Origin of the sequence: Gilliamella sp. B14384G12 (assembly GCF_016101825.1) — a bacterium.
GTDB lineage: Bacteria > Pseudomonadota > Gammaproteobacteria > Enterobacterales > Orbaceae > Gilliamella > Gilliamella apicola_N.
Window position 1 is genome coordinate 484,003 of the sequence record NZ_JACFPU010000001.1, and the last position, 18,117, is coordinate 502,119.

The 18,117-nt window shown below is 33.4% G+C and carries 12 protein-coding genes; 10 read left to right on the plus strand and 2 right to left on the minus strand.

Annotated elements, in window-relative coordinates:
- Positions 1 to 42 precede the first annotated feature (42 nt).
- The 10 genes from tssH (at position 43) to H3S73_RS02210 (ending at position 14,858) form a co-directional block, all read left to right on the plus strand.
- Positions 43 to 2,823, plus strand: a complete 2,781-nt coding sequence (gene tssH / locus H3S73_RS02165) for a type VI secretion system ATPase TssH (RefSeq protein ID WP_198235784.1) — start codon at positions 43 to 45, stop codon at positions 2,821 to 2,823.
- A gap of 263 nt (positions 2,824 to 3,086) precedes the next feature.
- Complete coding sequence (locus H3S73_RS02170; protein WP_198235785.1) at positions 3,087 to 3,353, plus strand: PAAR domain-containing protein; 267 nt, start codon at positions 3,087 to 3,089, stop codon at positions 3,351 to 3,353.
- A gap of 4 nt (positions 3,354 to 3,357) precedes the next feature.
- Positions 3,358 to 4,503: a hypothetical protein gene (locus H3S73_RS02175; protein WP_198228567.1), complete on the plus strand. Its 1,146-nt coding sequence runs from the start codon at positions 3,358 to 3,360 to the stop codon at positions 4,501 to 4,503.
- Entirely contained in the window at positions 4,493 to 7,834 is a 3,342-nt protein-coding gene (locus H3S73_RS02180; protein WP_198235786.1) for an ImcF-related family protein, read from the plus strand. Before H3S73_RS02175 ends, H3S73_RS02180 begins: the two co-directional genes overlap by 11 nt.
- Positions 7,835 to 7,867: 33 nt before the next feature.
- Complete coding sequence (gene tssA, locus H3S73_RS02185) at positions 7,868 to 9,472, plus strand: type VI secretion system protein TssA (RefSeq protein ID WP_198228565.1); 1,605 nt, start codon at positions 7,868 to 7,870, stop codon at positions 9,470 to 9,472.
- Positions 9,473 to 9,524: 52 nt separating this feature from the next.
- Entirely contained in the window at positions 9,525 to 11,288 is a 1,764-nt protein-coding gene (gene tssF, locus H3S73_RS02190; protein ID WP_198228563.1) for a type VI secretion system baseplate subunit TssF, read from the plus strand.
- Complete coding sequence (gene tssG / locus H3S73_RS02195; RefSeq protein WP_198235787.1) at positions 11,252 to 12,298, plus strand: type VI secretion system baseplate subunit TssG; 1,047 nt, start codon at positions 11,252 to 11,254, stop codon at positions 12,296 to 12,298. The genes tssF and tssG overlap by 37 nt, the downstream gene beginning before the upstream one ends.
- A 13-nt stretch (positions 12,299 to 12,311) precedes the next feature.
- Positions 12,312 to 12,821 carry a type VI secretion system lipoprotein TssJ gene (gene tssJ, locus H3S73_RS02200; protein ID WP_198228559.1) on the plus strand — a complete coding sequence of 170 codons (510 nt, stop codon included), beginning with the start codon at positions 12,312 to 12,314 and terminating at the stop codon, positions 12,819 to 12,821.
- A gap of 5 nt (positions 12,822 to 12,826) precedes the next feature.
- Positions 12,827 to 13,252 carry a type VI secretion system baseplate subunit TssE gene (tssE, locus tag H3S73_RS02205; protein ID WP_039128585.1) on the plus strand — a complete coding sequence of 142 codons (426 nt, stop codon included), beginning with the start codon at positions 12,827 to 12,829 and terminating at the stop codon, positions 13,250 to 13,252.
- A gap of 679 nt (positions 13,253 to 13,931) precedes the next feature.
- Positions 13,932 to 14,858, plus strand: coding sequence for an L-lactate dehydrogenase (locus H3S73_RS02210; RefSeq protein WP_144092368.1), 927 nt, complete (start codon positions 13,932 to 13,934; stop codon positions 14,856 to 14,858).
- Positions 14,859 to 15,378: 520 nt separating this feature from the next.
- Here the strand turns inward: H3S73_RS02210 and H3S73_RS02215 are convergent.
- Both H3S73_RS02215 and ilvA read right to left on the minus strand, forming a co-directional pair.
- A complete protein-coding gene (locus H3S73_RS02215) occupies positions 15,379 to 16,359 on the minus strand; it encodes a Gfo/Idh/MocA family protein (RefSeq protein WP_198235788.1) in 981 nt (326 codons plus the stop codon).
- Positions 16,360 to 16,575: 216 nt separating this feature from the next.
- Positions 16,576 to 18,117 (minus strand): threonine ammonia-lyase, biosynthetic, encoded by a 1,542-nt coding sequence (ilvA, locus tag H3S73_RS02220; protein ID WP_039128576.1) that lies wholly within the window; start codon positions 18,115 to 18,117, stop codon positions 16,576 to 16,578.

Sequence of the window (18,117 nt, forward strand, 5' to 3'; positions counted from 1 at the left end):
AAATAAAGATTAGAGATCAATATATAATAAAAAGGAATAGTAATGATTGCCGATCCATCTGTTTTATTAAGACGACTGAACCCTTACTGTGCAAAATCACTTGAATCAGCCGCAGAGTTATGTCAAACCCGCGCTCATACTGAAATCACACTTGAACATTGGTTGTTAAAACTATTAGAGCAAGGATCTGGTGATATTACAATCATAGCAAGGCATTATCAACTTGATATGGATAAAATTTGGCAAGGACTACTAAGTTTCCTTGATGCATTACCGCATACCATTAATAATAAACCTAGTTTATCATCATCACTTATTGCTGTATTGCAAGCAGCATGGTTAAAAGCTTCATTAGAAGATCATGAAGAAACAATTCGATCTCTTCATATACTACAGGTTTTACAAGAAATGCCACAATGCTTAAAGGCTCAAGATGCATGGCAACTTCTTAGCTTAACGCCTGTTTCTTTAAAGAAACTCCGTCCAAAATTAGATGAACTATCTGATGAAAGTCCTTTTAATGATTCAAATGATGGTTTACAAAACGACCTGCAAAATTTAGGTGATCATTCTCAAATAACGCAAGCTGAAAGTGAAAAAGAAGATAATAAAGCTCTTCAGCAAAAACATCATCAAGCTGTATTAAGTCGCTTTACTGAAGATGTTACAGAAAAAGCCAAAGCAGGTAAAATCGATCCTGTATTAGGTCGTGATAAAGAAATTAGGCAGATGGTCGATATTTTATCCCGTCGCCGAAAAAATAATCCAATTTTAGTGGGGGAGCCAGGTGTAGGTAAAACTGCTTTAGTTGAAGGATTAGCCTTACGAATAGCAGAAGGCAATATACCAAATAATCTTAAAGATGTGAGCATATTAGCCCTTGATTTAGGCTTATTGCAAGCGGGCGCCGGTGTAAAAGGTGAATTTGAACAGAGACTTAAAAATGTTATCGATGCTGTACAGCAATCACAAACTCCAATTCTCCTGTTTATTGACGAAGCTCATACCATTATTGGTGCTGGAAATTCAGCAGGCGGTGCAGATGCGGCAAATTTATTAAAACCAGCATTAGCTCGAGGGGAATTAAGAACCATTGCGGCAACAACATGGTCAGAATACAAGCAGTATTTTGAAAAAGATGCTGCACTTGAGCGTCGTTTTCAAATGGTTAAAGCGGATGAACCTGATGATGAAAAAGCCTGTCTTATGTTGCGTGGATTAAAATCACGATATGCGATTCATCATGGTGTTCACATTTTAGATGAAGCAGTAAAAACAGCTGTAACATTATCTCGCCGTTATATTAGTGGTCGTCAACTCCCTGATAAAGCTGTTGATCTTTTAGATACTGCTTCCGCTAGAGTGAGAATGAGCCTTGATACTATACCTGAATCGATCATTGAACTTGAAGCAAAAATCGCATCATTAACAATCGAAAAAGTAGCGATTGAAGACGATTTATTATTAAGTGAAAACAATTCATCCGAACGCATAACTGAAATTAATAAGATATTAGATGATTTACAAAAACAATTAATCATCGAGCAAACTCAGTTTGAAGAAGAAAAGAAAATCATCTCAGAACTTATTGAACTGAGAAAACAATTAACGACTACGCCAGAACCAAAATTATCAAAACAATTAACCGAAACACAAGAAAAGTTAAATAAACTGCAAGGAAACAGACCGTTATTATCGCTTGATGTTGATAGTAGAGTCGTTTCTTCTGTTATTGCTGATTGGACAGGCGTTCCTTTAGAAAGCTTATTAAAAGATGAACAAAGTCATCTCATGGCTCTTGAAGATGATTTACGAAAACGAATTGTTGGTCAGGATAACGCTTTATTTGAATTAGCAAAACGTATTCGAGCCACTAAAACAGGACTGACTTCAGAAGATGCACCTATGGGGGTATTTTTATTAGTTGGTCCGTCTGGCGTGGGTAAAACGGAAACGGCATTAGCACTTGCAGACACATTATTTGGTGGTGAACAATCACTTGTAACTATTAATATGTCTGAATATCAAGAACCTCATACAGTATCTCAACTCAAAGGTTCTCCTCCAGGCTATGTTGGATATGGCCAAGGTGGTGTGTTAACCGAAGCAGTTAGAAAACGACCTTACAGTGTAGTGTTATTAGATGAGATTGAAAAAGCCCATCGTGATGTACTTAATTTATTCTATCAAGTTTTTGATCGTGGATTTATGCGAGACGGAGAGGGTCGTGAAATCGATTTTCGTAATACCTTAATACTCATGACATCTAATTTAGGTAATGATGAATTAATGGCTCTATTTGAACAGATGCCAGATGCTGATACGGCTACTCAACATGAGTTATTACGACCAATTATTCGAGAACATTTCCAACCAGCACTACTGGCTCGTTTCCAAACGGTTATTTATACACCGTTATCGGATAAAGCATTGAACCAGATAGTCAAAATGAAATTGGATAAAGTTGCTTCACGAATACAAAAACATTACAAAATTGGCTTTAAAGTTAGTGATCAATTATACGATCAACTTGCTTCTGCTTGTTTGTTACCTGATACAGGGGCTCGTAATATTGATAGTATTTTGAATCAACAAATTTTGCCTGCAATCTCAAATTTATTATTACAAAGAAAGAACAATAGTAATGGGAAAGCTTCAACATTATTATTAGATTTTAGCGAAACGGAAGGCATTGTTCTTGAATTAATTGATGGATCAATAAAACAAAATTCAGAAAGTACAAAGAGTAAATCTGTAAAAAATAAAACAAAACCTATTAAAACTAAGGAAAAACAACAAAAAAAATCAGATAAAATTGATTAATAACATGATGTTTTTTAAATGATATAAACTGGCCAATTTGTCTAAAACTTATTGGTCAGTTTTAAGCAAAATTAAAATAGACAAAAATAATATTTCTTATTAATCATAGTAATTACAGTACAAGTATTGATGACAGATCTTAAATTACTGTCAATACCAAAAATCGTATGCAATACGATTAATTTTAATACTGAAAAAATTGTGAATTTAAAAACATCGTATAACGAGCATTCTTATTTGAGAATTTAAGTAAGGGATAAATAATGGGAAAAAACGTGGTTCGATTGGGTGATCCTACAACTCATGGTGGGGCGGTTATTTCTGTTTCTTCAACAATGATTGTAGAAGGAAAACCTGCAGCTCTATTAGGTGATCTGGTTAGCTGTCCTAAGAAAGGGCATGGCGTAAATAAAATTATTGAAGCTTCAAAGACTTGTTTTTCTGATGGTAAACCAGTTGTCGTAGATCAATGTATATGTGAATGCGGTTGTAAAGTGATTTCAACACTAAGTACATCGGAGATTGACTAATATTATGTCTTGGCCTAAACCTAGGGTAGTTAATCCATTAAAACCACCGTTAAAATTACATCGCAGTAGATGGTATCTATTTTTTATAGTTCTGAGTTTTATCACAACTATTTTGCTTATTTTAATCTGGCCGAATGAAAACTATGGTTCACAGTGGATATTTTGGTTGTTTGCGACAATTATTCCAACAATAATTACTGGGATTGCTGTCAGTATACGATTATATTTATATGGTTTAGCTCAAGAAGAATATGAAATTTGGCAGTTAGAACAGAAAAACATTGAAGAAAATTGGCAAAATTGGGCTATGAAATCTTTAGTGATTCTTGATAGTTATTATATTTTACCTAATCACTTAACTGTACAAGACATCTTGAGTAATATTGAAAACTTACCAACGGAAGTCAATAAATCGTTAGAATTTGATGATGAGTTTAATATTAAAATATATCTTGAGGAAGTTTTTTTATCTCTACGTAAATTGCTACATGAGTTACCAGAAAAAGAAATAATTAATATCAATATTTACACATCATTTGAATCAAATGTTCTTTTAGAAGAAGATATTAATAATGCTTATCAAACAGCACAACTGCCATGGAAATATAATTTAACACAGCATATATCAGATAACGTTAATGCTGAAATACTACAAGAAATGATAGATGACTCACAAGCAAGTCTTCAACTTGTGATTATCAATAATACCATTTCATCAGACTCGGCGTTTTTGTGTGCTTTTTTAGGAACAAGCAAACAACATTATCAAGATTTGGGAATAAATAGTAAGAAAGTTGAAATCTTGAGACCCATGATAGCGACTGAACTTGATAATGCTATTAACCAAATGATAGATATGCAACATGCAATAAAACAAGTAAAGCAACTTTGGTTTGCTAATGTTGATCATAAACAACAGACAGAAATTACAACACTATTAGCAGATCAAGAAATTTCTCTAACCAATCTAGTTAAATTAGACAGTCTTATTGGTAATCATACTGTGTTAAGTTTTTGGCTATCGTTGGCTATGGGATATGAAATGGTTATGCTCACTAACCAAAATAATCTTATGACTGCATATAGTCATAATAAGTGGTTACTTTCAATTTTGACGGGTAGTACGTCGGGAGTCGTAAATGAAAAATAAATGGAAACTGATTGGATTAATTTTCATTATATTATTAGGAGCACTAATTCTAGCTGCTGGACTTTTTTTCTGGGGAGCGGGTTTAGGTTATGTAACAACAGGACAGAAATTTTCAATATGGTTACAAGCAATGCTTTTATTGCTAGGCTTATTGTTAACGCCTGTTATTATTACTAATAATCGTAAAATATGGGCTAAAGATAAAGCTAAGCGTGAATCTTTGAATCCTATTGAAAAGAAACCCGTAAAAAAAGTTATTACATTTCCTGAATTTTCAGAAATAAACAATCAGTGCAAATCCCGTTACGGTCTGTTTTGGCGTTATAAAGTTCGAAAATGTTTGGTTATTGGGACATCAACTGATGTAGAAACATTATTCCCTAATTTACAACAAGCAAAATGGCAGTTAAGTGGTCAAACATTAATGATTTATGGCGGAGATGTTTCAAGTGAAGTAAATATTCCTTGGATGAAAACATTAAAGAAACATTTCTCACGTTATTTACCGTTTTATCATAAACCGTTAGATGCAATCATTTGGGCTGTATCAAAAAATTATCTTGATAATACTCGACAACAACAAGTTTTAGTTGAAAAAACTATATTACAACTAAGATCCCGCGATAAAATTTTAAGATGGTCTGCTCCGCTTTATTTAGTATCAGGACAAACAAGTGAATGGTCACAAGAAGGAAGAATTGAACAAAGCGTTGGGATAACCTTTTCTTCCGCTAAAAATAACATCATTGACTCTGCGGAATTATCGCTAAAACAATTGGCAACAGGATGTTGTCAACGAGGTATACAACAGGTAAAAGAAAACTCTCATTACTCCTATTTGCTTCAGTTAAGCCAAAATCTGGTCAAAAACGATATTGATAAAATTAAGCGATATTTGAGCTCATTGATCTCACTCCGTTATGCTCCAAATCTTCGAGGACTATTTTTTATGCCTCATCAGTCTTCGAAGCCAACGGAAGAACAAGAATTTTACGATTTAAATCATTTTTTTATGACACCAACTTGGCAGTCAATCATTGATGATGCGAAATCAAACGTAGGGCGAAGACTTGGATTAAACTGGGGAGAAATTTCTTGTTATGTTTTATTTATATCTATGGTCATGACAGGATGTGCTATGCTCACATCTTATTTCCGAAATGAATCATTAATTGAAGATAGTATTAAACTTGCCAAAAATGCAGATGATTCTGCTACTAAAGATTATACTTCAAGATTACAAATTCAATATCAGTTACAACAAAGATTAGAACAATTATTGTTTCGTCAACAAAATGGAGCACCGTTATCTTATCGTTTTGGTTTAAATCATGATGATAAATTATTAAAAAAATTGTGGTCTAGCTATTACACAACAAACTTACGTAATATTGTTGTGCCATTTAAAGATATAATGACGGATTATTTAGAGTTATTAACGCAATTACCGCCAGATGATCCTCACCGAGACGAATTAGTACAATCGGCATATGATGTATTGAAAGTATACTTGATGATGAGTCGTCCTAATAAAAGTGATGGGGATTATCTAAGTCAATTTGCAACTAAAAGATGGAGTGCACCAAAAGACGTTAGCGATGGTAATTGGCAAAGATTAATGCCTGATCTGGTTCGTTTTTGGGGACAATCATTAAATATTCATCCTGAGTGGGCACAAAAAGAAGATGCATCATTAGTAAAAAATGCCCGCCAAATATTAATTAATAAAATTGGTGCACAAAATGCAGTTAACTCAATTTATAAAGAGATGATCCAACGAGCTAGCCAGAATTATGCAGATCAAAGTTTGAATCAATTGCTTGATGGGTTTGATAATCATTTACTATTTTTTAGTAAGGATGATCTATCTGGTATTTATACACGAAAAGCTTGGGAAAACACCATTAAGCAGGAAATAAATGAAGTCTCTAAACTCCGCCAAGAACAAATTGATTGGGTTTTAAATGATGGAGGTAATTCATTACCTAAATCGATTTCGTCGGAATCATTAAGAAAACAACTTACTGAACTATATTTTAGTGAATATGGTGCTGCATGGTTGAACTTTTTAAATGGTATAGAATGGCGTCAATCTGACAATGTAACAGATGTTATTGAACAGCTAACAATACTTGCTGATACTAGACAATCTCCTTTAGTCGCATTAGTAAATACAATTAAGTACCAATCAGAGGTAGCTTATAATGAAGATGGTTTATCCAGTAATATTTTACGTTCAGCTAAAGAGCTTATTAATAGCAATAAATCACCAACAGGAATGACTAAAAGGAACAATGAAACAACGGGTCCTTTAACAGAAACATTCGCACCTATTGTTAGTTTGTTAAGAAATGATAATACCAATGGACTATCTTTAGAGACTTATTTGTCGCGTATTACTCAAGTGCGATTGAAATTGCAAAATATAACTAATAGTGCCGAACCACAAACTATGATGCAAGAATTAGCTAAAAGTGTATTTAAAGGTACTTCGGTTGATTTAACTGAAACCCGAGATTATGGTAATTTAATTGCTGCGAATTTAGGAAAAGAGTGGTCAGGATTTAGTTATAGTTTATTCAAAAAACCATTAGAACAATCATGGCAAGTAGTATTAACACCAGCAGCAGAAAGTTTTAATGATATTTGGCAAAACTATGTTGTCAGTCAGTGGAAAAAATCCTTTGCTGGCCGCTATCCATTTAAAAACAGTGAAAATGAAGCTTCTTTACCTGAATTAGCTCGTTTTATTCGAGCTGATACTGGCATTATAGATAAATTTATCACTAGTGAATTAAATGGAGTATTAGATAAAAAAGGTGGTATGTGGGTTGTAAATAATGTTAATGCCCAAGGACTTAATTTTTCACCTAAATTTCTTGAAGCACTAAACTTATTTAATCAACTTTCTGCAGAAGTACTTGAAACAGGCGATGTATCCTTATCATTCGATCTAATGCCTCGTACAGGAGCAAGTACCGCTAAAACAGAGTTAATAATTAATAAGCAGAAACTTGAATATTTCAATCAAGTACCTACTTGGCAACGTTTTAATTGGCCAGGAGATGGATATGCACCATATTCACAGCTCAGTTGGAGTAGTAATAATTCAGGTTTAAGGCTATATGAGTACCATAATGGTGATTGGGCATGGATCAGATTACTTGAATCAGCATCAATTAAACCGCTGGATTCCAGTCGATATGAATTAGTTTGGGAAGCTAAAGATGGTAATAAACTTAGATATGTTTTAAGGACACAACTAGGTGGTGGACCACTAACGTTATTGAAATTACGCAATTTTACTTTACCACAAAACGTATTTGAATAATGTTAAATTAATATCGGATACTGGATTAATGTTATGTTTAGTCAATTATTAAACCGTTTTACAGGTACAGATGATCAGAGCAAACTGATACAAAAGTTAAATCAAACTTGGATTGATTGGTTACAGCCAATCAATCCAGATAAACCAACTGGGGAAGATTTGACTTATCATGATACTTTTCAAGATATTAAAGAGCAAATTGCAAAAATATCTGGAATAGATTATTCATTTGTTATTGTTGAGAGTGAAAGCTTACTAAAACGAAGTAGTAAAGATATTCGTGTGGCTACATATTATTGTTTAGCACGATTATATCAAGATGGTGTAGAAGGATTTGCTGATGGTCTTGAAATATTGGCTGGATTGCTTGATACATTTGGACCATTGATTTATCCGTCAAGACCTAATATACGCAAAAATGCTATAGAATGGCTTACTAATGCGCGTTTTATAGATCAATTGACACAACTACAACCTATAAGTGATGAATCTTTAAGTCGTATTATCGCTGCGTTAAGTCAGATAGATAGTAGTTGTCAAAAATTATTTAATTCTGAAACGCCTAATCAGTCAACAACAGCGCCTGATTTATCGGCGTTGGTTCATTTTTTTGGTAATATAGCAAAACAACCAGTTAAAACCACAAACGAAGAACAACCGCCTCAAGCGACGGCTAATCCTGTACCTGCTTCAGAAGTACAACAAAGTAACGTTGAAATAAAAATTAGTTCTCAACGAGATTTACTTGACCAAGCACGAAAGATGGCAGCATTTTTACGAGAAAAACCTGAAGGTTATCTTGCTGCAGGGCGTTTTTTGCGAGTAATCCGCTGGGATATGATTGTAGATTTACCACCTGTTGATTCTAAGGGTAAAACAAGATTACCAGCACCAAGGGCGGAACTTAAACAAAATATTAATCGTTTGATTCTCCAAAAACAATGGTCAACACTTTTCGAACGTGTTGAAAGTGCTTTCATGGAAAATGCAAATCATTTTTGGTTAGATCTGCAACGTGCTTCCGTTTTAGCCTTGAAAAACATGGGAGAGCCTTATCAGTCTTGGGCTGATATTTATTTAACAGATATAGGTTTAATGTTAGAGCGCTTAAATGGAATTGAAAACCTCTATTTTGACAATGGTATGCCTTTTGCTGATGATGAAACATTAAGCTGGATCGCCAGTGATGCTCGTATACATAATTTAGGTGAAGGTGATAGTATTCAACCTATTGCTGTATCGGGTGAAAATGATTGGGGTGAGATTGAAAAACAAGCTTTAGAATTAGCTCATGCAGAAAGCCTAGAACATGCATTTCAATGGATACAAAGTTTGCCATCATTGCGTTCACCTAAACAACAATATTTATTACAATATACCCAAGCAAGAGTTGCGGAACAATTAGGAAAACAAGATATTGCATTAACATTACTAACTGGATTAAACAATCAACAGCAATCAATTACTTTGTTACAATGGGAACCTGAACTATTATTTGATATTAAAAGATTTTTACTCAAATTAATTAAACAAAAAAATCTACAGAAAGATAATAATAAAAATTTTGGGGAACAAATAGAGAATTTGCAGCATGAACTTATGCAGCTCAATCCAGCTAGGGCACTAAGTGTGATTTAAACTTTTAATAAAAGAGTGACGTTGAAAAAATATAAAACTAAAGAGATAAAAAATGGATGATTTGATTTTACGCTATTATGAGTCAGAAATGCGTTACTTGCGGGAAGCAGGGAAAGAATTTGCCAAAATTCATCCTGATAGAGCAGGTCAACTAAATTTAGATCGTGTAGGAGATCGTGATCCATATGTTGAAAGATTATTTGAGGGTTTTGCTTTTTTGACAGGAAGACTACGTCAAAAAATTGATGATGATTTACCAGAATTAACTGAGAGTCTTGTGAGTTTGTTATGGCCTCATTATTTACGATTAATACCTTCATTATCGATTATTGAGCTTACACCCAATTACTCCACATTGTCACGTTTGGAAGTTATCCCCAAAGGTTTACAAGTTCAAACAGAACCGCTTGGACCAAAAGGAACAAGGTGTCCTTTTCGAACAACTCAACCGGTAATTTTGCAACCTGTTAAAATCAATCAAGTAAAATTAGGAGTACATCAAGATGGACGAAGTATTATTAACATTCGTTTAGGTTTTGGTGAACTAATTGATTTTGAACAAGTTGATTTATCTAAATTAAGATTCTATTTAAATGCAGATGCACCAATTGCTTCAACTTTGCATCATGCGTTAACTCATCAAGTTTCAGCAATACAGTTACGCTATTCTAATCAACCTAATGAAATAGTCGGTTTTCAAGGAAAAATAACACCGGTTGGCTTTAGTGAAGAAGATCGCTTATGGTTAAAACCAGATAATGCTTTTGCAGGCTATCAGTTATTATTAGAATACTTTGCGTTTCGTGAAAAATTTATGTTTGTTGATCTCCATGGACTTAATATTCGTAATGTTCCTGAAGGTTGTGAATATATCGATATTGAAATTATCCTAAATCAAACTTGGCCAAGTGATATGCCTTTTAATAAGGACAACATTCGATTACATTGTGTGCCAGTTATAAATTTATTTGATATGGAAGCAGATCCTATTGTAGTTAATCAACTAGAAAGTGAATATCTGCTTAGGCCATTATTACGTCAAGATGGACACATCGAAGTTTACTCAGTTGAGAGTGTTGAAGCTATAACTCGTAATGGTCGTTATAGTTATGTTCCTTTTACTAGCTTTAAGCATAGGGGGGGTATGTTACGTCATGATGCACCTGAAAGGTATTATCATACTCATGTTCGAAAAGGTGCTTCTGGATTACATGAAACTTGGTTAGTTTTAGGCGGTAAAATTTGGGATAAAGGTCAATCTCTTGAAACCGAAACGTTATCATTACGCGTTACTGGTACCAATGGTATGTTGCCTCGGAAAACGTTAAGTAATGCACGGATACAATCACTGAGTAGTTCACAAAATAGTATTTTAAGTGTTAGAAATTTATGCTCACCAACGTTGCCTTGTTATCCGCCAACCGAGGATCGCTTTCATTGGCGAGTATTATCGCATTTAGCACCAAATTATTTGTCATTAATTAATGCAGAAGTATTAAGGGGAACGCTTGCTTTATATGATTGGACTGAAAATGAGCTTAATCGTCGACGCTTAGAAGGCATCGTCGATGTATCTCATAGAATGATAAAACGGATTGAAAAAGGAATGTTACAAAGGGGGATAGAGATCGAAGTAACTATAAATAGTTTCCAGTTTACTGGCGAAGGTGATGTGATGCTTTTTGGTGAGTTATTACATCAATTTTTTGCTCTATATGCTGACGTTAATTTATTTACTCAATTAGTCATTAACCTTCTACCTGTTGGAAATAAAATAGTATGGAATCAGAGCAAAATATCGAAAGTAGCCCTTTAATGCAGGAGCTTGAAAAAGTACTACCAAAAATAAATTTTTATCGTTTTTGTCAGTTACTTGAGCAACTCTATGCTAAAGAGGAACCTATACTAGGAAGAGCAGAAACGCCAACTGGTGATCCTTTACGTTTTGCACCATCAATTGATATGTCGTTTCCTGCTAGTGAGTTACAGTATATTGAAAGATCACCGTATTTAAATCGACCAACAACGGTAAGAACTCGCTTTTTCGGTTTGTATGGTGTTGATGCAGTATTACCTTTTGGGTTATTGCACAATATTATCCGCCGTGAAGAAAACTATCATGCGATGACCGATTTTTTAGATATATTCAACCATCGATTTATAACACAATTTTACCGAATTTGGTTGAAATATCATTACCCTGCTTGTTTTATAAGTGGTGGTAAAGATTCTATATCTCAGTGCTTGCTTGGACTAACAGGTCTTATAATAAAAGGAACTAGCGAACAAATCGGTTCTCCAGCTTCACGATTTTTGGCACTGTTAGGTCTAGTTACACAAAAAACACGAACAGCTGAGGGTATTGCTGGTTTAACAAGAGTAATAGTTAGTGACGCTAAAGTTGAAATAACAGAATTCTATCCTACTTGGCACGCTATTGAAAGTCCAGCTCAAGTGGGTGGAAAAACAAACAAAATAGGTTTAAATGGTAGTGCAGTCTTAGGATCTCGCTTAAGAGAATGTAATCAAACAATACATATAGCCATAACTCCTCAACATGAAGATCAGATTATGGATTTACTCCCTGATGGGCAGTTATATAAGGATCTTATGGCACTGATGCGTGCATATTTAGGTTATCAAGTTGATGCCAAAATTACACTTTATATTAAGCGAAATTTTTTGCCGCGTAGCCAACTAATATCAAAAAATTGTCGATTAGGACAAACTGCATCATTAACCAAAGTGACAGAAAATGGCGATTATATTCAAGATAAGGTAGCTGTAAATTTAGGTCATTATTGTGGAATTGATTATACAGCATAAAAAAGGAATAAATATGAAACGAATTAATTTATTTATTATTTGTCTATTAACTATCTGTTTAAGTGGATGTGGTATAGCGCAAAGCGTAACGAAAGGTGCAACTAGTATTGGAAACAGTATTTTTTCGTGGGATATTAAAACATTACACTTAGATATAACAGCTAGAGCTGAATTAAATCTTGATGACGAAGGGAAATCATCTCCTGTTGTTATTAGAATTTATCAATTAACTAAAGATACTGCTTTTAAATCTGCGTCTTATCAAAATCTGGTTGATCAAGATAGTGATGAGTTGAAAGAAACTTTACTTGATACTAAAGAAATTGTGTTAAAACCTGATACTTCTGTTTCAATCGAAGTACCTTTTGACAATAGAGCAAATTTTGTAGCGGTAGTTGCTCTTTATAATGATCCTGATTTAAAAGCGGACAATTGGCGATTAGTATTAAAACGCTCTGATTTACACATAACTAAAGCACGTAAAATAGAAGCAAGTAAATACATCATTAAACTAGTGGATTAAGATTAATGAGTGCATCTTTATACGACATATTATATGGTTATTTTGAATCAGGCATAGCCATTGAAGATGTGTCTGAAAATGAACAAACCGTTATTAGTGTAATGGATAACATTGAGCGTATTTTAAATAGTCGGGCAGGTGCAATTATGCATATGCCTGATTATGGATTACCAGATATGTCGACAGTTTTTCAAGCATTGCCTTCCTCTGCTTATGTTTTAATGCGGGCAATTGAGCAAACGTTATTAACCTATGAACCAAGGCTACAGGCCATTAACATCAATATTGATGAAAAAAATAATGATAACATGGTATTAGCATATGAAATGACTTGCTATTTTAAAGAGGGCGGATTGGTTCGATATGGTACTTATTTTATGTCAGATGGTAAAGCCCGGTTAAGATATAGTCGTAAAACACCTAAAAACTGATTTTAAATTGCTTGAAGAAATAAAAAAATCATACTGAATAACGATAAAAGCAATGAAAAAAAGAAACAATATGATTAATAAGGCCAATAATTTTATCAGTCATCTAACTGAAAGCTGAAAGATTATATAGCTGTTTTGAAATATAGGAATATTAATATTCCTATATTTATTAATAAAAAACGTGAATATACTAGAATAATTAATTAATAATATTGAATATTAAGAATATCTTTTTTTCACAAATAGATACAATCCCAACCTTTTTTTAAAGTATTATTATCTAAAAAGAATACATTAAAATTACTAATATTAATGTTTACCGTAAATGATGACGGTAAACTATTGCAAACCATTAAAATTCCAATTTTAACAAATAAAAAAACATGATAAACGCTTATTAATATTAAATTGGTAATCATGATATTTTAGGTTAAATTCACTTAATTACTTAAATCAGCATAATTAAGATTTCTCTGGAAATTTTTTAAATCAATTAACTTACGCTATATAGGCAGCTAGCAAAAAATTTACCATTTAATCATTTTATGTACATTGATTTTATAAAAATCATAAATCATTAATAGCTGGAAATTGTCATACAGTAGGTATACGATGAATAAATATTGAACAAAGTTAATTAACTTTATGTTTGAATACACCGAAATTAATTGGGGGCAGCATGAAATTACGAAAAGTGATGATTATCGGCGTTGGTAATGTTGGTTCAACAACCGCTTATACATTTGTTAATCGAGGTATTTGTGAAGAAATCGCACTCGTTGATCTTAATAAAGAATTAGCATATGGACATGCGCAAGATTTATTAGATGCAGCAGCCTATCGACAAAATATGATTAAAGTTAGCTTGCGCGAATCAACTGATTGTGCAGATATCGACATTGTTATTATCACCGTTACATCAGGACTAGCCCAAAAAAGCCGAAAAGAAGAGTTAGACGGAACATCCAAAATTATCGCCAGTATTATACCTAATATGATGAAGAATGGATTTAAAGGTATTTTTTTAGTCGCGACAAATCCTTGTGATGCCATCACTTATCAAGTTTGGAAATTATCTGGATTACCTCGTCACCGTGTGATTGGTACAGGTGTGTGGCTTGACACGGTAAGATTACGTCGATTATTGGGTGAAAAAATGGATATTGGTCCACAAAGTATTGATGCTTTTATTGTTGGTGAACATGGTGACTCTCAATTCCCTGTTTGGTCACATTCCTCGATTTATGGTATCAATTTAAATCAATTAGAAAAAAATAAAATTGATTTTACTCAAATCGGTACTCAAGCCCGAAAAATGGGTTTTGAAATCATGGAACGAAAACATTGCACTGAATATGGGATTGCTAGTACTATCACCGAAATTTGCCAACATATATTTACCAATAGTCACCGAGCTTTAGCACTTAGTTGTATTTTAGACGGTGAATATGGCTACAAAAATGTTGCTATTGGTGTACCAGCCATACTTGACCAACATGGTATCAAGAAAATTATTGAACTCAATTTTATTGAAAAGGAAAAACAGTTATTTGCAAACAGTGTTGAAATTGTTAAAGGTTATATTGAGCATATTAATTTAAACTAATATTTTTTTACCATTACTCAATTAGAGTATAGGCTTAATATTATTTATTTGTGGCATTATTTTTTAAAATATGCCACAAATAATCATTTTTATTGATATTAAAATAGGTACTTGAAAATATAACTGAACATCTTTTCAATAATATTGAATTATTTCGATTTGTTAACATTCAGCAAAAATAAGGAATTGATGTACATATTGAGTAATATATTAGATTATTTGCTTACAAAGGTTTATATTTTCTGATAAAAATTGGTGCTGCAATATGAGCCATATTCACCATTTCATTGAAAATTTCCTAGCGATCTGTTTAATCATAAATATTAAGAAAACTAATTAAATGATAATTTAAAATAGATAATTTTTGCTAAGAAAATTTAAACAGTCCAAGAATATTCGTCTATACTCAGTGTGTTCAGTTAGCATAGTTGTAAATATCAATTACATTTAAACGACCTGATAGAAGCAAAGCATGAACGGTAAACCAAACCTATTTAATGTTATAAGCTGTCTTTAAATTTTATTCATTATCAGCTGGAAATTTTACATGGATTTGCTTTCTTATTTCAGTCAATAATTGTGATGAAATCAAAGAATATTTTAGCCCTTTATGATTTATTTGTCTTTGTTGATAGAGATTAGCAAACTCTAGCGCTTCATAATACATTTCGTTATTATTTTGTGTAAGGGTTATTTCTTGTAATTCTCCTTGTCTTGGTTGATAGAATACTTGTTCACAAACAGATAAGTGCTTAATGATTAAAGTGCCATCTTCACCTTGTATTTCGCTATGAATAGATGAATTAGTGACTTTAGAGTGCCAAATAATAATATCAAAGTCATCATAATTTAATAAAACCGTACCATGAGCATCAACTCCGGAATCAAGTTGTGTGCCACTGGCATATATTGAACTCGGTCTTTCCCATAAGCCTATTGCAAAATTAAGGGGGTAAACACCAATATCCATGATTGAGCCGTTTGAGAATTGAGGATTAAACGTGTTAGGATTTTCACCGTCTAAATAACTAGGGTACCGTGATGAATATTGACAATAATTTAATAAAGCTTTGTGTATTTTTCCTAATTTAGGTAGATAGTTTCGAATTAATTCAAAATTAGGTAAGTAATAGGTTTTTAGTGCTTCGAAAATGATTTGTTGATTCTGTTTCGCAATATCTAATAATCTTTGAGTTTGCACTAAGTTTGAAGTTAAAGGTTTCTCGCAAATAACATCTTTATTGTTTTCTAACATTAACTTTGCTTGTGCAAAGTGTAGTGAGTTCGGGCTAGCAATATAGACTACGTCAATGTTAGTATCGTTAGCTAATTGTATTAAATCATCATAAATAACATCAATATTATATTTTTGTGCAAACTGGCGAGCTTTATCTATATCTCGTGAATAAATAGCTGCAAGTTGATACTGTTGAGTTTGTAATGCGGCATCAATGAATTTTTCTGTGATCCAGTTGCTACCTATTGTTGCTAGTCTAATCATATGCATGCCTTTATAAATTTATTTGCTATGTTAATCACTTTTTTGTAAAAAAGTTTGAGGTTAACATAACGTTTTAGTCTATTTTTTTGTTATATTATTAATAGGTTAGATAGCATAAATAGTAACATCTTTTACATTTAAGCGAAACGTATATAACAGAACTAAAAATTGATCCCCATTAGACCACCCAGAGTAAAAAGGGTGGTCATCATTATTTTAAAGCGAGTTGGTAAGAAAAAGTTTAATTGATGAATTTTGTGTTTCATTATGGAAACCATAACCAAGCTCAGTTAAATGTTGAGCAAATTTATTGCTATCTGTTTCATCAATTTCAAAAGCACAAAGTACTCTTCCGTAATCTGTGCCATGGCTACGGTAATGGAACATGGAAATATTCCAATTTGTTCCTAATGTTTGTAGAAACTTAAGTAATGCACCTTGTGATTCAGGAAATTCAAAGCTATAAACTTGTTCTTGAATCGTTTTACACGGTTTACCACCAATCATATAGCGAACATGAAGTTTTGCCATTTCGTCTTCAGATAAATCTACAACAGGATATCCCGCAGCCGTTAATTCTTGTAGTATGTCTTCTTTTTCATTACTTTTCGAGATTCTGACGCTGACAAAAATGCAGGCTGATTTATCGTCATGATAACGATAGTTAAATTCCGTTACTGAGCGTCCACCTAATAATTTACAGAAATTTAAAAAGCTACCTTTCTTTTCAGGAATAGTCACCGACAATAACACTTCGCGTTTTTCACCAAGTTCACAACGTTCTGAAATGTAACGCAGATTGTGAAAGTTTAAATTTGCACCAGACAAAATATGTGCTAGATTTTCACCACGAATATTATGTTGATTAACATATTTTTTTAATCCTGCCAGTGCAACCGCACCTGATGGTTCAGCAATGGCGCGGACGTCATCAAATAAATCTTTTACTGCAGCACAAATTTCATCGCTATCAACGGTAACAATATCATCAATGTATTGTTGGCAGAGTCTAAATGTCTCATCTCCAATACGTTTAACGGCAACACCTTCAGCAAATAGCCCAACTCGACTTAAATCAACGGGTTTACCTGCATCAAGTGCAGCTTTCAAACAGGCTGCATCAGAAGGTTCGACCGCAATAACTTTGATTGTCGGCATAATTTGTTTAATTAATACTGCAATGCCTGCAGCAAGTCCTCCCCCCCCGACAGGCACAAAAATACGGTCGAGTTTGGCATTTTGTTGAAGTAATTCCATGGCAATGCTGCCTTGGCCAGCGATGACCAATGGGTGATCAAACGGAGGAATAAAAATTCGATTTTGTTCTTTGGCTAATTCCATTGCTTTTGCTTTGGCTTCATCGAAATTAGCACCATATAAAAGTACTTCACCACCAAATTCTTTGACTGCCTCAACTTTGATGTCTGCTGTAGTTAACGGCATGACAATAAGCGAATTTATGCCTAATTTTGTTGCCGAAAAAGCAACGCCTTGTGCATGATTTCCAGCCGATGCGGCAATCACGCCGCATTTACGTTCATCTTCGTTAAGACTGGCAATCATTGCTTGAGCTCCACGGATTTTAAAACTATGGACTAATTGCCGATCTTCACGTTTAACAAAGATTTGGTTTCCTATTCTTGATGAGATTTTTTCCATCTTTTCAAGTGGTGTGACATCTGCCACATCGTAAACAGCGCTGCAAAGTGTTGCTTTTAAATAATCAGCGCCAGTAAGTTTTTTATCTTCTTGTTTCAC

Coding starts and splice junctions, on each gene's coding strand:
- tssH (WP_198235784.1), top strand. CDS start 43: ATGATTGCCGATCCATCTGTTTTATTAAGACGACTGAACCCTTACTGT.
- H3S73_RS02170 (WP_198235785.1), top strand. CDS start 3,087: ATGGGAAAAAACGTGGTTCGATTGGGTGATCCTACAACTCATGGTGGG.
- H3S73_RS02175 (WP_198228567.1), top strand. CDS start 3,358: ATGTCTTGGCCTAAACCTAGGGTAGTTAATCCATTAAAACCACCGTTA.
- H3S73_RS02180 (WP_198235786.1), top strand. CDS start 4,493: ATGAAAAATAAATGGAAACTGATTGGATTAATTTTCATTATATTATTA.
- tssA (WP_198228565.1), top strand. CDS start 7,868: ATGTTTAGTCAATTATTAAACCGTTTTACAGGTACAGATGATCAGAGC.
- tssF (WP_198228563.1), top strand. CDS start 9,525: ATGGATGATTTGATTTTACGCTATTATGAGTCAGAAATGCGTTACTTG.
- tssG (WP_198235787.1), top strand. CDS start 11,252: ATGGAATCAGAGCAAAATATCGAAAGTAGCCCTTTAATGCAGGAGCTT.
- tssJ (WP_198228559.1), top strand. CDS start 12,312: ATGAAACGAATTAATTTATTTATTATTTGTCTATTAACTATCTGTTTA.
- tssE (WP_039128585.1), top strand. CDS start 12,827: ATGAGTGCATCTTTATACGACATATTATATGGTTATTTTGAATCAGGC.
- H3S73_RS02210 (WP_144092368.1), top strand. CDS start 13,932: ATGAAATTACGAAAAGTGATGATTATCGGCGTTGGTAATGTTGGTTCA.
- H3S73_RS02215 (WP_198235788.1), bottom strand. CDS start 16,359: ATGATTAGACTAGCAACAATAGGTAGCAACTGGATCACAGAAAAATTC.